The 14,284-nt window shown below is 71.3% G+C and carries 13 protein-coding genes; 6 read left to right on the forward strand and 7 right to left on the reverse strand.

What is annotated here, in order from left to right; genetic code table 11:
- Positions 1-59: 59 nt before the first annotated feature.
- Entirely contained in the window at positions 60-1,268 is a 1,209-nt protein-coding gene (locus tag ACNTMW_RS29910; RefSeq protein ID WP_426637287.1) for a glycoside hydrolase family 27 protein, read from the reverse strand.
- Between the two features lie 338 nt (positions 1,269-1,606).
- The gene (locus tag ACNTMW_RS29915; protein WP_426637289.1) at positions 1,607-2,281 is read right to left on the reverse strand and encodes a GntR family transcriptional regulator; all 675 of its coding nucleotides are present in this window, start codon (positions 2,279-2,281) and stop codon (positions 1,607-1,609) included.
- Positions 2,282-2,457: 176 nt separating this feature from the next.
- On the opposite strand from ACNTMW_RS29915, the gene ACNTMW_RS29920 reads away from it, so the two are divergent.
- The 3 genes from ACNTMW_RS29920 to ACNTMW_RS29930 all read left to right on the forward strand — a co-directional run bounded on the left by ACNTMW_RS29920 (position 2,458) and on the right by ACNTMW_RS29930 (position 4,448).
- The gene (locus tag ACNTMW_RS29920; protein WP_426637290.1) at positions 2,458-2,658 is read left to right on the forward strand and encodes an SDR family oxidoreductase; all 201 of its coding nucleotides are present in this window, start codon (positions 2,458-2,460) and stop codon (positions 2,656-2,658) included.
- Complete coding sequence (locus tag ACNTMW_RS29925) at positions 2,655-3,431, forward strand: IclR family transcriptional regulator (protein ID WP_426637291.1); 777 nt, start codon at positions 2,655-2,657, stop codon at positions 3,429-3,431. The genes ACNTMW_RS29920 and ACNTMW_RS29925 overlap by 4 nt, the downstream gene beginning before the upstream one ends.
- Positions 3,432-3,548: 117 nt before the next feature.
- Positions 3,549-4,448 carry a dihydrodipicolinate synthase family protein gene (locus ACNTMW_RS29930; RefSeq protein WP_426637292.1) on the forward strand — a complete coding sequence of 300 codons (900 nt, stop codon included), beginning with the start codon at positions 3,549-3,551 and terminating at the stop codon, positions 4,446-4,448.
- Positions 4,449-4,517: 69 nt separating this feature from the next.
- On the opposite strand, the gene ACNTMW_RS29935 is transcribed toward ACNTMW_RS29930, so the two are convergent.
- A complete protein-coding gene (locus ACNTMW_RS29935; protein ID WP_426637293.1) occupies positions 4,518-5,690 on the reverse strand; it encodes a glycoside hydrolase family 88/105 protein in 1,173 nt (390 codons plus the stop codon).
- A gap of 347 nt (positions 5,691-6,037) precedes the next feature.
- Here ACNTMW_RS29935 and ACNTMW_RS29940 point away from each other — a divergent pair, with 347 nt between their 5' ends.
- The 3 genes from ACNTMW_RS29940 (at position 6,038) to ACNTMW_RS29950 (ending at position 10,376) form a co-directional block, all read left to right on the forward strand.
- A complete protein-coding gene (locus ACNTMW_RS29940; RefSeq protein ID WP_426637294.1) occupies positions 6,038-7,804 on the forward strand; it encodes a galactose-binding domain-containing protein in 1,767 nt (588 codons plus the stop codon).
- Between the two features lie 79 nt (positions 7,805-7,883).
- Complete coding sequence (locus ACNTMW_RS29945) at positions 7,884-9,164, forward strand: adenosylmethionine--8-amino-7-oxononanoate transaminase (RefSeq protein ID WP_426637295.1); 1,281 nt, start codon at positions 7,884-7,886, stop codon at positions 9,162-9,164.
- Positions 9,165-9,278: 114 nt separating this feature from the next.
- Complete coding sequence (locus ACNTMW_RS29950; RefSeq protein ID WP_426637296.1) at positions 9,279-10,376, forward strand: YncE family protein; 1,098 nt, start codon at positions 9,279-9,281, stop codon at positions 10,374-10,376.
- Positions 10,377-10,453: 77 nt separating this feature from the next.
- Here the strand turns inward: ACNTMW_RS29950 and ACNTMW_RS29955 are convergent, their stop codons facing one another.
- The 4 genes from ACNTMW_RS29955 to ACNTMW_RS29970 form a co-directional block, all read right to left on the reverse strand.
- Positions 10,454-11,206, reverse strand: a complete 753-nt coding sequence (locus ACNTMW_RS29955; RefSeq protein WP_426637297.1) for an SDR family NAD(P)-dependent oxidoreductase — start codon at positions 11,204-11,206, stop codon at positions 10,454-10,456.
- Positions 11,207-11,228: 22 nt separating this feature from the next.
- A complete protein-coding gene (locus tag ACNTMW_RS29960; protein WP_426637348.1) occupies positions 11,229-12,086 on the reverse strand; it encodes a fumarylacetoacetate hydrolase family protein in 858 nt (285 codons plus the stop codon).
- A gap of 10 nt (positions 12,087-12,096) precedes the next feature.
- Positions 12,097-13,431 carry an L-fuconate dehydratase gene (locus tag ACNTMW_RS29965; RefSeq protein ID WP_426637298.1) on the reverse strand — a complete coding sequence of 445 codons (1,335 nt, stop codon included), beginning with the start codon at positions 13,429-13,431 and terminating at the stop codon, positions 12,097-12,099.
- A 91-nt stretch (positions 13,432-13,522) separates the two neighbouring features.
- The gene (locus ACNTMW_RS29970) at positions 13,523-14,239 is read right to left on the reverse strand and encodes a GntR family transcriptional regulator (protein ID WP_426637299.1); all 717 of its coding nucleotides are present in this window, start codon (positions 14,237-14,239) and stop codon (positions 13,523-13,525) included.
- Positions 14,240-14,284 lie beyond the last annotated feature (45 nt).

Here is a 14,284-nt window from a genome sequence, read left to right on the forward strand (position 1 = left end):
GGGGCTCCGGGGGGGCTCCGCCCCCGCCGCCCGGGGCGGGCCCCACCACGATCCGGAGCTCAGGAGCGGGCCACCCGGTACAGCACGGTGCCGTGCGACGGGACCGAGGCGCGGATCGTGCCGCTCGTGGTCCGGCTCGACGTGCTCCACAGGTCCTTGAGCGTGTACGACGACGAGCCGCCCAACCCGATCTCGGCCGCGCTGGTGCTGATCGTCGTGCCTGAGTCGGACTCGTTGAACAGGGCGACCGCCCGGTCGCCGTTCGCCAGTTGCTTGCTGTACACGGCCAGGCCGTTCGTCCGCTTCACGAGGACGCCCTGCTTGCCGAGGCTGTCCTGGTCGACGGCGACCACGTCGCGGTTGGTCAGGATCGTGTACGTGGCGGGCGACGCCTTGCGCAGGTCGGTTCCGATCAGCAGTGGTGCCGCCATGACGGCCCACAGGCTGAAGTGTGACCGGTACTCGGTGTCGGTGAGCTTGCCGTTGCCGACCTCGAGCATGTCCGGGTCGTTCCAGTGTCCCGGGCCGGCGTACTGTGCCAGCTTCTCGTTGGCGTGCAGGATGCTGATGATCTTCGACCAGTTGTCGCTGATGTCGCCGGTGGTCCGCCACAGGTTGCCGACGTCGGCGCCCCACGTCCAGACCTTCGGGTCGGTGCGGCCCCACTCGCAGATGCTGTACACGATCGGGCGGCCGGTCGCCTTGAGCGCGTCGCGCATCGCCGTGTACCGCGTCCGTGCGTCGACGCCCTGGTTGTTGCAGTTGTCGTACTTGAGGTAGTCGACGCCCCAGGACGCGAACAGGGCGGCGTCCTGCTTCTCGTGGCCGAGCCCGCCGGGGAAGCCGCCCGTACCGTTGCAGGTCTTCGTGCCGGCGCTGGTGTAGATACCGAACTTGAGACCCTTGCCGTGTACGTAGTCGGCGACCGCCTTGATGCCGTTCGGGAACCGGGTCCGGTCGGGTACCAGGTTGCCGTCCGGGTCGCGGGCCGGCTCGGCCCAGCAGTCGTCGATGTTGACGTAGCGGTACCCGGCGTCCCGCAGGCCCTTCGAGACGAACAGGTCGGCGATGCCCTTGATCATCGCCTCGTTGAAGTCGGACCGGCAGCCGGTGGAGTTCCAGTTGTTGAAGCCCATCGGGGGCGTCCGTGCCAGGCCGTTTTCCAGGGCGGCGGCCGGGGGAGCGTCGAGGGTGGCGGCGACGGCGGCGCCGGCCAGGGCGAGGCCCACGGCGGCGAGTGCCGATCCGAGCTTGCGGGGTCTGTGCACGCTGTGCCTCCTAGGGAAGTCGCGGCGGACGTGCGGAGTGGTCGCGCGTCCGGCGAAGCGGTGGCGGACGCGCCCGCGGACGTCATGCCGGACGCACCTCCGGCAGTCGCTGAGGGTGCGTCGCGCCGGTGCGGTACTCCTGGCAATGGGCGGGCGTGGGAACGGCGCGACCGGTCGGAGTGCGGGGAGCGCCCTTAGGCATTGACGCTTGTAATTTTCTTAGAAAGGTAGGATGTTTAATGGGTGCGCGTCAATGGCGTTTCCCGGCCGGGCCGGCCCTCGGGCGACCTTCAGCCGGTCCGGCGTGACCACTGTCGGTCGGTCCTGCGAGCCGGCACTCAGTCGGCCCGGTGCGCCGACTCCAGGCGCCGTACCGACTGCCGGATGTGCTTGCGGAGCAGGCGTTCGGCGGTCTCCCCGGCGCCGGACTCGACGGCCCGGAGGATCTCCGCGTGCTCGTCGTACTCGGCCTGCCAGGTGCGCCAGCGCTCCCACAGGAGGGCGACCGCGCCGAGCGCGGCCAGTTCCTGGAGCGCGTCGAGCTGGCCGACGACGATCTCGTTGCCGCAGTGGGCGTACAGCGCGCGGTGGAACCGCCGGTTGGCCAGGCTGAGCTGGACGTGGTCGGGCTCGGGCGGGTGGCGGCGCGCCTCGTCGAGCGCCGCGCGGGCGGCGCTGACGGCCGCGGGTGCGCCTGTGTCGCGTACCGTCCGGGCCGCCGCCCACGGCTCCAGCAGCAGGCGCACCTCGTACGTCCGGCGGACGTCCTCGACGCCGACCGCGCGCACCACGGCGCCCCGGTTGGGGGTGACCGTCACCAGGCCGGTCGCCGCGAGGGTGATCAGCGCCTCCCGTACCGGCGTCTTCGACACCCCGAGCTGTTCGGCGATCCGGCGTTCGACGAGCGTCTCGCCGGGGGCGAGGCGGCCGCCGAGGATCGCCTCCCGTAGAGCGTCGACGACCAGGTCCGACGTCGTGGTCGAGCGGGGCAGTGGTGGCAGGACAGGTGGCATCGAATTCCGTCCAACGGAAAGGCTTCCCGCGATACTGGTATACCAGCGGCTTGGGTGCGAATGTACACCTGCCGCGATTTCATCGGATGTCTATCCGTCGATGAATTCGGTGGCGGTACGACGGGCGCCGTCCGCGGCGGGGGAGCGGACGGCCACGCCACGCGAAGGAGACCGACGTGGACATCCGGCATGCCACGCACCCGGACGAGCTGCGGGCCGGTGGCGCCCGCGAGGCTGAGATCCAGGCGCGCATCCCGGCCGGCCGGTGGGCCGAGTCCGCGGACATCGCGGGCCCGGTGGTGTTCCCGGCATCGGCGGCCGCGGATTACGTACACGGTCATGTACTCGTGGTGGATGGTGGGTGGATGGCGAGATGAACAGAACCGGGTCGCCCTCGGCGATCGCGAAGGTGGTGGCGGTGGCGGAGGCGCTCACCGAACACCGGCGGCTGTCCCGGATCGCGCAGGTCACCGGGCTGCCGATCTCGACGGTGCACCGGATCCTCCAGGAGCTGGTGTCGCAGGGATGGGTACGCGAGGGCGAGGAGCGCGACTACATGCTCGGCCCCGGCCTGCTCCGGCTCGCCGGCCGCGCCGCCGACGACTCCGACCTCGCCCGGGCGGCCCGCCCGGCACTGCGCGCGCTGGGGGAGCGCAGCGGGTACACCGTCCACTTCGGAGTACGTCAGGGCGACGAGGCGGTGTACGTGGACAAGCTCGAAGGGCGCGGCGCGTACGGGATGCGCTCGCGCATCGGTGCCATGCTGCCCCTGCACTGCACCGCCATCGGCAAGGCGATCCTCGCGGCGCTGCCGGAGGAGGACGTGCGTCTGATCGCCGCCCGTACCGGCCTGCCCCGGCGGATGCCACGCACGTTGACGGCGACGGACGCGCTGCTGGCCAACCTCGCCACCGTTCGCGCCCGGGGCTGGGCGCTCGACGACGAGGAGAACGCGACCCGGGTGCGCTGCGTCGGGGCGGTCGTCATCGACCATCGCGGGGAGCCGATCGGCGCGGTCAGCGTCTCCGGACTCAGTGTCGACCTGGGCCGCGTACAGGTCGCCCGGCTGGCTCCGATGGTGGTCCGTACCGCTCGCGAGGTGTCCGCGGCGCTCGGTGCGCGTGGCCTGAGCGGCGTGCGTCCCGCCTGACCGGGTGTCGGCCGGGCCGCGCAGCGCCCACCGGGCGTCCCTGATCCGCCGGGTACCCCTGCCGATCGACCCGCGTCTTTGGTATACCAGATACCACGCGTTGAACAGGAGTGGCTGATGTCCCACCACCAACAGGTCAGGCGGGCGCTGGAGTCCGTCGTCGCGATCACCGTCACGCCCTTCGACGAAGCCGGCGCGGTGGACGTCGACGCGTACGCGAAGGTGCTCACCCGATACGTCGACGCCGGTGTCGAGACGGTCACCCCCAACGGCAACACCAGCGAGTTCTACTCGCTCGACCCCGACGAGCTGACCCTGGGCCTGCGGATCACCACGGCCGCCGTGGCCGACCGGGCGACGGTCGTCGCCGGCGTGGGGTACGACGTCGCGCGCGCCGTACGGATGGCGCGGGAGGCCGCCGACGCCGGCGCGCACGCCGTCATGGTGCACCAGCCGGTGCACCCGTACCAGTCGACCGAGGGGTGGGTCGCCTACCACCACGCGATCGCCGAGGCCGTGCCCGACCTGGGGGTGGTGCCGTACGTGCGCAGCCCGCTGGTCACCGCCGGCGCGTTCGTCGCCCTCGCCGACGCGTGCCCCAACGTGGTCGGCGTCAAGTACGCCGTGCCCGACCCGCTCGCGCTGCCGGGGCTGGTCGCGGCGGTCGGTGCCGGCCGGCTGGTGTGGGTGTGCGGGCTGGCCGAGACGTGGGCGCCGTACTTCTGGCTCGGCGGCGCGCGTGGCTTCACCTCCGGTCTGGTCAACGTCGCACCGCAACCGTCACTGGACCTGCTGGCGCACCTGCGCGCTGGTGAGTACGAGGCGGCGATGGCGGTGTGGGCACGGCTCAAGCCGTTCGAGGACCTGCGCGCCCGCAACGGGAACGCGGCCAACGTGTCGGCGGTCAAGGAGGCGCTGGCCCAGCTCGGGCTGTGCCGGCGGGCGGTACGGCCGCCGATCGGCGAGGTCTCGGCGGCGGAGCGCGACGAGGTGGCCGCGTTCCTCGCCGCTCTTTAGCGCCCCGGATCCTGGACACGTGTGCCGCCTATGGCCGGCGCGCGTGTCCAGGATCGTGGAGGGGACGGGCTAGCGTGCCAGCTGTTCGTTCATGATGAGGAACGCGCCCAGGCCGTGCAGGTCGTTGGTCTTGCGCGGGCGGGCCAGGTAGTACGCCTGGTCGCCGACGTTGGTGCCGATGCAGATCTCGCGGACGTCACCGGTCGACGACACCCGGGCGAGCACACCCCGGTACCCCTTGTCGGCCACCGGCCGGTAACTCGCGTCGACGTAGCCCCGCTGTACCGCACGCGAGATCGTGTACGTGTACATGCTCGAGCAGGACGTCTCGGTGAAGTTGCCGGACAGGCCCGCCTCGGGCACGAGTTGGAACCAGCGCCCGCTGGCCGGGTCCTGGTACTTCTTGAACGCCGCGACGAGGGTGCGGATGTGGTCGACGAGGTCGGCGCGACCGGGCTGGTTCGCCGGTACGATCTCGAGCGCCTCGATGGTGGCCATGCTGTACCAGCCGATCGCGCGGCACCACGACTCCGGTGCCTGTCCGGTCGTCTTGTTCGCCCACGACTGGGACCTCGACTCGTCGTACGCGTGCCGCAGCAGCCCGGTCTTCGGGTCGTACAGGTGCGACCAGTAGATGTTCAGATTGCGTACGGTCTCGGCATTGGCGTAGTCGGCCTCGCCCACGACCTGGCCGTAGTGCAGCAGGAACGGCAGCACCATGTACACCCCGTCGGCCCAGAGTTGGTTCTGCCGGCTGGTGGCGTGCCAGAAGGCGCCGGGGTTGCCGTCGTTTCTCGTCCGTGGATAGGTCTTGAGGCGGTTGCGGATCTGCGTCGCCGCGGTCCGGTACTTCGTGGCGCCGGTCTCGGCGTACAGCGCGAGCAGCACGGTGCCGGACTGCATCGAGTCCAGGTTGTTGAAGCTGCGGGACATGTTTCCGCTCGAGTCGACGAAGCGGTCGGCCCACGCCCTCATGTACGACAGGTACTTCGGGTCGTGCGTGCGCTGGTAGACCAGGTACGTGCCGTACAGGAAGAGGCCCTGGGTGTAGCCCCAGCCGCCGAGTTCGGTCGGCGAGGCGCGATTCTCCTGGGCGTCGGCCACCAGCGTCGAGTAGTCGACCGCGGACGTCGACCCGTCGACAGAGGCGGTGGCAGTGGTGGCGGCGGCGACCACCAGGGCCAGGGTCAGGGTGGCGGTGGGCAGCGCCCGCCCGGCCATCCATCGGAGGTTTAACGACATCGGTACGCGCTCCTTTCCGGCGTTGCCGGTGGTGGCGGAGGGGCTGGACGTCCGTAGTGGACGGACCGGCGACGAACGGTCTATCGGCTGGTCAACCGCCCCGGCGTCGCTCGTGTGCGGCTTCTCCGCCAGGTGGTAGAGGAGATGCCCGTACCTTGACGGGGCATCGAAGTGATCCTATGTTTTCTGGCAAGTTTCTGAACAGGTCCGCCGGCACGTTCTCCCGCCTGACGGGCGACATACCGCCACCGGCGACGCCGACGTCACGGTGACACCCATACCTGCCGGTGCCCGGCGACACCCCGTGCCGGCCGGTGCACCCGGTACGACCGGAAAGAGGCAGCTACATGGCGAGACTCAGAGCAACGGGTACCCGGTGGCGCCGCGCCGCCACGGGTGCCGTGGTGGCCGCCGTCGCCACCCTCGTCGCGATGGCGGGTGCCGTGCCGGCGCACGCCGACGTCGTCAACCCCCGGCAGACCTGGCTGCGCAACGCCACCGGCGGCCTGTTCCTGCACTGGGGCATGCGCACGTCCCCCGGCTACACGAGCTGTACGGCCTGGGAGAACGCGGTCACCAGCGGAGGCTGGAGCGCGGACTACTGGGTACGGGAGGCGCAGAAGCTGCACACCCAGTACATCGTGCTCGCCACGATGCACAGCCGGCTCGGGTACGCGCGGCCGTACCCGTCGAAGATCCCCGGCTCCTGCGCGACCAGGCGCGACTTCCTCGGCGAACTGATCGCCGCGGCCAAGGCCAAGGGGCTGAAGGTCGTCTACTACCAGACCGACGACCCGCAGTGGCACGACGAGGGCGGCCACGAGTGGCTCGACTCGGCCGCCTACTCGACGTACGCCGGGCACACCGTGGACCTGACCACCCGGCCCGGCTTCGGGGAATTCAGCTACAAACTGTTCTTCGAGATGATGAGCCGGTACCCCGACCTCGCCGGCTTCTGGATCGACAACGACAACGCGTACTGGGAGGACCACAACCTCTACCAGCAGATCCATCAGCAGCGCCCGGACATGTTGCTGACCAACAACAACGAGGACACGCCCGAGATGGACGTCGTCAGCAACGAGCAGAAGACCGGCATGACCCCGGCCTACGACTACCCGCAGGCGGTGTGGACGGCGCAGCCGCGCATCGTCGAGGCCGACTACAAGCTGCCCAGCAGCGGCGCGTGGTGGTACAGCGGCAGCGACTCCAGCGTCGACTACACGCTCACGCTCGGCCGGTTCGTCATGAACGCCGGCTCGTCGATCAAGTCGCTGGAGGACGAGCAGGCGATGGTGAACGGGAAGTTCCCGTCCAAACAGGTGGCATTCAACAACTTCGCCGACACCTACCTCGGCGCGATCTGGGAGTCGCTCGGCGGCACCGAGGGCGGCGGCTTCCTGCACGGCGGCATGCCGGGCGGCTTCTGGAACGACGGCGCGCACGGCGCGACCACGATCAGCCGGAGCAACCCGAACCTCCAGTACATCCACGTCGTCACCCGGCCCAGCGGCAGCGTGCTGAAGGTCCGCGACGCCGGGTACCACGTCACGAAGGTGACCGACCTGCGCACCGGGGCGGCCCGCACGTTCAGTCAGGCGAACGGTGTACTGACGATCAACAACAGCAGCTGGGACTCCTACGACACGGTGTTCAAGGTCGAGACGACCGCCGGCCGGGTGGGCGTGTACTCCGGCGTCAAGGCGTCGGCGTCCACGGGTACCGCCGCCAACCTCGTCGACGGCGACTACGCGAAGTACTGGTCCAACAACAAGACCGTGCCGGCGACCGTGACGCTGGACCTGGGATCGGCGAAGCGGGTCGAGTACCTGGGCATCAACCAGCATGAGGACTCGGTCAGCTACGAGCGCTCCTCGACCGAGCAGTCGGCCCGCATCAAGGGCTACTCGGTCGCGGTCAGCACGAACGGCAGCAGCTGGACGACCGTGAAGAGCGGCACGCTGCCGAGCCACCGGGGCGCCCAGTTCATCGACCTCAACGTGGCGTCGGCCCGGTACGTCCGGCTGACGATGAACGGCACCTGGGCCACGGCCGGCAACTCGAAGAACCGGATCGGTATCGATGAGCTGTGGGTCGCCGGCGGCTACGCCTGATCCCACCTGCCGCGATCTTGGACACGTGTGCCGCCTATCGCCGGCACGCGTGTCCAAAATCGCAGGTAGCGTGTGCCGGGTGCGCCCCGATGAGCTACTCGCGTTAGACCGCGCCCACGTGTGGCACCCCTACGGGCCCATGCCGGGCCAGACCGATCCGCTGGTCGTCGAGTCGGCGGCCGGCGTCCGGCTGCGGCTGGCCGAGCCGTTCGAGGGGCACCGGGAACTGGTCGACGGGATGTCGTCGTGGTGGGCGGCGATCCACGGGTACGCCCACCCGGTGCTCGACGCCGCCGTCCGCGACCAGCTCGGCCGGATGAGCCACGTCATGTTCGGCGGGCTCACCCACTCCCCGGCGGTACGGCTCGCGACCCGGCTGGTCGATCTCACCCCGGCCGGCCTGGAGCACGTGTTCTTCTCCGACTCCGGCTCGGTCGCCGTCGAGGTGGCCGTGAAGATGTGCCTGCAGTACTGGCGGTCACTGGGTCGACCGGACAAGCGCCGGCTGCTCACCTGGCGCGGCGGCTACCACGGCGACACGTTCCACCCCATGTCGGTCTGCGACCCGGACGGCGGCATGCACCACCTCTGGTCGGGCATCCTGCCCCGCCAGGTCTTCGCCGACGCGCCGCCGGTCGCGTTCGACTCCGCGTACGCCCGGCAGCTGGCCGACCTGATCGCGGCGCACGCCGACGAACTCGCCGCGGTCATCGTGGAGCCGGTGGTGCAGGGTGCCGGGGGGATGCGCTTCCACGCGCCGGAGTACCTGCGGGTGCTGCGGGAAGCCACCGCCGCCCACGGCGTCCTGCTCGTCTTCGACGAGATCGCCACCGGGTTCGGCCGGACCGGCGAGCTGTTCGCCGCCGACCACGCCGGGGTGAGCCCGGACGTGATGTGCGTGGGCAAGGCGATCTCCGGTGGGTACCTGTCGTTCGCGGCGACCCTGTGCTCGGCCGAGGTCGCCGACGGCATCTCACGCGGCAACGTACCGATGCTCGCGCACGGACCGACGTTCATGGGCAACCCGCTGGCCTGCGCGGTGGCGAACGCCTCCCTGGACCTGCTGGCCGACGGCGGCTGGCGGACCGACGTGAAGCGCATCGAGGCGGGCCTGCGCGCGGGGCTCGCACCCGCCGCCGAGGTACCCGGGGTCGCCGACGTACGGGTCCTCGGCGCGATCGGCGTCATCCAGCTCGACCACGACGTCGACGTCGCCGCGGCCACCCGCGCCGCCGGCGCGCGGGGCGTGTGGCTGCGCCCGTTCCGGGACCTGATCTACACGATGCCGCCGTACGTCACCGACGACACCGACGTCGCGCGGATCGCCGCCGCCATGACGGCCGCGGCGGCCGTCGGTTGATTCGTCCATCGTGGACTGACGGACCGGATTCGTCCAGGCTGGACAGACACTAACGATCTACGGATTGCGATATGGTCGGCACGAAGCTCGGCCGAATCACGGGGAGGAATCCGCATGCCTGTCCACACATCCACGCGGTCACACGACCGCGCCGAGCGCCGCCGTCCGCGGGCACTGCGCACCGCCGCCGCGGCGGGTGTCGCCACCGCTCTGCTCGTCGGCACGGTGCCGGGCACGGCGCACGCCGCCGTCGCCGACAGGCCCGTCCGGTTGCCGATCGGCACGGTCGCCGACGTGGCGGCCACCGGCAACCGGGTGTTCGTCAGCGGCGGCCGGACGTCGAACGATCTCGTCGTGACGAACGCGGCGGGCGGGGCGGCGCGGACCGTCAGCGGCCTGCCCGGCCCCACCGACCTGCTGCTCAGCACCGACCGCGCGACGCTGTACGTCGCGCTGCCCAACACCGGCGAGATCGCCGCGATCGACACGGCGACGCTGGCCCAGAAGGCGCGGTACCGGACCGGCGCGCCGTGCCCGTCGTCACTCGCGATCACCGGGACGTCGCTGTGGTTCGGGTACGGCTGTGGCCAGTGGGGCGGCGACATCGGCCGGGTCGACCTCGCCGCTATCCCGGCCACCGTCACCCTGGGCCTGGCCGGGGGCGACTTCTACGACTTCCCGCTGCTGGCCACGGCATCCGGCAACCAGAATGTGCTCTTCGCCGGCCAGCCCAGCCTGAGCCCCGGCTCGGTGAGCGTCTTCTCCACCACCGTCACCGACGGCAGGCTGCCGCTCGTCGGCCGGACCGACCACACGGCGGTCGGCAGCAACCTGCGCGACGTGGCCGCCACCGCCGACGGAGCGATGTTCTACACCGCGTCCGGCGCCCCGTACGAGGTGGTGGGCTTCGCCACCACCGACCTCACCCAGGCGCGGCGCCGGCTGCCGACCGTCGCGTACCCGAACGCCGTCGAGCTTTCCCCCGACGGGCAGTACCTGGCCGCCGGGTCGGACGCCTCGTACGACCCGGACGTGTTCCTGTTTCGCCAGGACGGGACGCCGGTCGCCACGGTCGAACTGAACGGCCCCCTGCTCGACCGGGCGCTGGTCTGGGCGCCGAACGGCAAGCGGCTGTACGCGGTGACCGGCGACCGGTACGCGTCGACGCCGCAGTCGGCGGTCCTGCACGTCATCGAACCGACCTGGGGCTGAGGCCCCACGCCCTGACCATGATCGTGGAGGGTTCTCCGTGTTCCGGCACGGAGAACCCTCCACGATCATGAGGGGTGCTACGGCTGCGGGCGGACCCGCAGGCCCTGCATCCCGCCGTCGACGGCGAGGGCCGTGCCGGTGGTCGACCCCGACAGCGGCGAGGCCAGGTACGCGATCGCGTGCGCGACCTCGTCCGCGGTGACCAGCCGGCCCATCGGCTGCCGGGCGTTGAGCGCGGCGCGCTCGGCCTCCGGGTCGGGAGCCTGGTCGAGTAGCCGCCCGACCCACGGCGTGTCGGCGGTGCCCGGGTTGACGCAGTTGACCCGGATACCCTCCCGCACGTGGTCGGTCGCCATGGCGAGGGTCAGTGCCAGCACGGCACCCTTGGACGCGCTGTAGACCGCCCGCTGCGGCAGGCCGGCGGTGGCCGCGATCGAGCAGGTGTTGACGACCGCGGCGGCCGGCGACCGGAGCAGGTGCGGCAGCGCCGCACGGGTGACGCGGGCCATGCCCACCACGTTCACGTCGAGTACCCGCAGCCACTCGGTGTCGCCGGCGTCGGCGACCGTGCCGATCGCGCCGATCCCGGCGTTGTTGACCACCACGTCGAGGCGGCCGAACCGGGTGACGACCGCGTCGACGGCGGCCCGTACCGCGGCGTCGTCGGTGACGTCGCAGGCGATACCGACCAGCGGGTCGGGTACGTCGTCGGGCTTGAGGTCCAGGCAGGCCACCCGCGCGCCGCGCGAGGCCAGCAGCCGCGCGGTGGCCAGTCCGATGCCGGACGCCCCGCCGGTGACGATCGCGACGAGGCCGTCAAAGTCCCTCATGCCGCCCCCTCGCTACGCTCGCTCATGCCGATCCCACCTCCGCCTCGGCGACGGACTGCCGCTGCCGGCCCAGGCCGTCGATCTCCATCTCGACCACGTCACCGGCGGCCAGGTACGGGAACCGGCCGGACAGGGCCACGCCCTGCGGCGTACCGGTGTTGATGACGTCGCCCGGATCGAGCACCATCACCTGCGACAGGTGCCACACCAGGTAGGCGACCGAGAAGATCATGTCGGCGGTGGTGGAGTCCTGCCGCACCTCGCCGTTGACCCACGAGCGCAGCCCGAGCCGCTGCGGGTCGGGTACCTCGTCCGGGGTCGCCAGCCACGGCCCGAGCGGGTGGAACGTCTCGCAGCACTTGCCTTTGGACCACTGCCCGCCCGACCGGTCGAGCTGGAGCTCCCGCTCGGACACGTCGTTGCCGATCGTGTACCCGGCGACGTGCGCCAGCGCGTCGTCCGGCGAGGCCAGGTAGCGGGCCCGCCGGCCGATCACCACGGCCAGTTCGACCTCCCAGTCGGTCCGCGTGCTGCCCGGCGGGAGGAGCACGTCGTCGTACGGGCCGACGACCGTGTTGGGGTGCTTGAGGAACACGATCGGGGTGCTCGGCGGGGCGGCGCCGGACTCGGCGGCGTGCGCGGCGTAGTTCTGGCCGATGCAGATCACCGCGCCGGGCCGGGCGACCGGCGGACCCACGCGCAGCCCGGCGGGGTCGAGGACGGGCAGCCGGCCGGTGTCCAGCGCCTCCCGGACCCGGTCGACGCCGCCGCCGGCCAGGAACGCGCCGTCGACGTCGGCGGTGAGCGGGGTCAGGTCGTACCCGCCCCCGTCCGCGGTGCGCACCGCCGGGCGTTCCGCGCCGGCCGGGCCGAGGCGCATGAGAAACACGTCAGTCCTCCTCGCTGGTGGTCCGCTGTGGACGGCCGGATCCGGCCGTCGTCCACTCCGGACCGTCCGGGTAGCGGAACCGGTGCAGGGTCTCCGGCCGGATCTTCGCGCTGAACCCCGGCGCGGTCGGTGCCCGGTACCGCCCGCCACGCACCACCACCGGGTCGACGAAGTGTTCGTGCAGGTGGTCGACGTACTCGATGACCCGGCCGGCCAGCGTGCCGGAGACCGCGATGAAGTCGAACATGGCCAGGTGCTGCACGAGTTCGCACAGGCCCACCCCACCGGCGTGCGGGCACACCGGTACCCCGAACTTGGCCGCCAGCAGCAGGATCGCGATGTTCTCGTTGACCCCGCCGACGCGGGCGGCGTCGATCTGCACCACGTCGATCGCGCCGGCCTGGAGCAGTTGCTTGAACACCACGCGGTTGGGCACGTGCTCGCCGGTGGCGACCCGTACCGGCGCCAGCGCCCGACGGATCGCGGCGTGCCCGAGCACGTCGTCGGGGGAGGTGGGCTCCTCGATCCAGTACGGGTCGAACTCGCGCAGCCGCTCCACCCACCGGACCGCCTCGGCGACGTCCCAGCGCTGGTTGGCGTCGATCGCCACCCGGATTTCCGGACCGACCGCCTGCCGGGCGATCCGCATCCGGCGGACGTCGTCGTCGAGGTCCGCGCCGACCTTCAGCTTGATCTGGGTGAACCCGTCCGCGACCGCTTCCTTGGCCAGCCGCGCGACCTTGTCGTCGTCGTAGCCGAGCCAGCCCGGTGACGTGGTGTACGCCGGGTATCCCGCCTCCCGCAGCAGCGCCTCGCGCCCGGCGCGGCCGGGCTCGGCGCGGCGCAGCAACGCCAGCGCCTCGTCCGGGGTGAGCGCGTCGCTGAGGTACCGCCAGTCGACCAGGTCGACGATCCGCTCCGGCGCCATGTCGGCCAGCAGCTTCCAGACCGGCTGGCCGGCGCGCCGGGCGGCGAGGTCCCAGGCGGCGTTCACCACGGCGCCGATCGCCATGTGCATGACGCCCTTCTCCGGGCCCAGCCAGCGCAGCTGCGAATCCGAGACCAGCTCGCGGTAGAGGCCACCCAGGTCGGCGCAGAGCGCGTCGACGTCGCGGCCAAGCAGGTACGGCGTGAGCGCCCGGACCCCGGCGGCCTGCACGTCGTTGCCCCGGCCGATGGTGAATGCGAAGCCGTACCCGTCGGGGCCGGTGTCGGTGCGCAGGACGACGTAGGCCGCCGAGTAGTCGGGGTCGGGGTTCATCGCGTCCGAGCCGTCGAGTTGGCGCGAGGTCGGGAAGCGGAGGTCGACGACGTCGACGGCGACGATCCGTGCCATGGGGACCTCCTGCTCGCAGCGCGCGGGAAAATCCTATAGGAATGTGGATCCTATAGGAACTTCTCAATGTCGTGCCCCGCCGGGGAACCGTCTAACCGAACGAGGCACGCAACCGGTCGCGCGCCCGTTCCAGGTGCTCGCGCATGGCCCGCTCCGCCGCCGAAGCGCCGCCCCGGATCACGGCCGCGGCGATCCGCTGGTGCTCGGCCAGCGTCTGGGTGCCGCCGCCGCCCGCCGAGTACAGCCGGAAGATGTGCAGGTGGCAATGGGTACGTTCGAGCGCGACCCGCAGTTGCCGGTTGCCGCTGAGCGCCGCGATGAGGCTGTGGAAGCGGCTGTCGTGGGCGGCGAGCGTCTTGTAGGCCTCGTACTCGTCTCCGAGTGGCGGCTCGGGGCAGGAAGCGATCTCCTGGGTGATGCGCGCGTGGGCGTCGCGGTCGGCCAGTTCGGCCGCCCGGCTCGCCGCCCAGGGCTCGACCAGCAGGCGGAACAGGAACAGGTCGTCCACTTCGGAGCGGGTCAGCAGGGGGGTGGCCGAGTAGCCGCGCAGCGGCTCCTTGGTGACCAGGCCGTCGGACTCCAGCCGGGCCAGGGCCTCCCGGATGGGCGTCTGGGACACGCCCAGCTGCCGCGCCAGGCCGTCGATGCTCACCCGGGCGCCGGGCGCGATGACGTGATCCATGACGAGCGCCTTGACCGCTTCGTACACGTCGTCGGCGAGCACCTGCCGCTGTGGGGGCCGGATTCCGGCCGGCCGAACGGACGAGGTGGAGGAGGCGGTGCGCGCCGGTGGCGGGTCACTCGTCATGGGCAGCTCCCGTACGGCGGTCGTGGCCGAATATCCTATATGGTC

The sequence above is a fragment of the Planosporangium spinosum genome, from assembly GCF_049999945.1.
In the GTDB taxonomy this organism is placed as follows: Bacteria; Actinomycetota; Actinomycetes; order Mycobacteriales; family Micromonosporaceae; genus Planosporangium; species Planosporangium spinosum.

What these genes read in the sequence shown, in the direction of transcription:
- ACNTMW_RS29915 (WP_426637289.1), bottom strand. Translation starts at nt 2,281, where the DNA reads ATGCCACCTGTCCTGCCACCACTGCCCCGCTCGACCACGACGTCGGAC.
- ACNTMW_RS29925 (WP_426637291.1), top strand. Translation starts at nt 2,655, where the DNA reads ATGAACAGAACCGGGTCGCCCTCGGCGATCGCGAAGGTGGTGGCGGTG.
- ACNTMW_RS29930 (WP_426637292.1), top strand. Translation starts at nt 3,549, where the DNA reads ATGTCCCACCACCAACAGGTCAGGCGGGCGCTGGAGTCCGTCGTCGCG.
- ACNTMW_RS29935 (WP_426637293.1), bottom strand. Translation starts at nt 5,690, where the DNA reads ATGTCGTTAAACCTCCGATGGATGGCCGGGCGGGCGCTGCCCACCGCC.
- ACNTMW_RS29940 (WP_426637294.1), top strand. Translation starts at nt 6,038, where the DNA reads ATGGCGAGACTCAGAGCAACGGGTACCCGGTGGCGCCGCGCCGCCACG.
- ACNTMW_RS29950 (WP_426637296.1), top strand. Translation starts at nt 9,279, where the DNA reads ATGCCTGTCCACACATCCACGCGGTCACACGACCGCGCCGAGCGCCGC.
- ACNTMW_RS29955 (WP_426637297.1), bottom strand. Translation starts at nt 11,206, where the DNA reads ATGAGGGACTTTGACGGCCTCGTCGCGATCGTCACCGGCGGGGCGTCC.
- ACNTMW_RS29960 (WP_426637348.1), bottom strand. Translation starts at nt 12,086, where the DNA reads ATGCGCCTCGGCCCGGCCGGCGCGGAACGCCCGGCGGTGCGCACCGCG.
- ACNTMW_RS29965 (WP_426637298.1), bottom strand. Translation starts at nt 13,431, where the DNA reads ATGGCACGGATCGTCGCCGTCGACGTCGTCGACCTCCGCTTCCCGACC.
- ACNTMW_RS29970 (WP_426637299.1), bottom strand. Translation starts at nt 14,239, where the DNA reads ATGACGAGTGACCCGCCACCGGCGCGCACCGCCTCCTCCACCTCGTCC.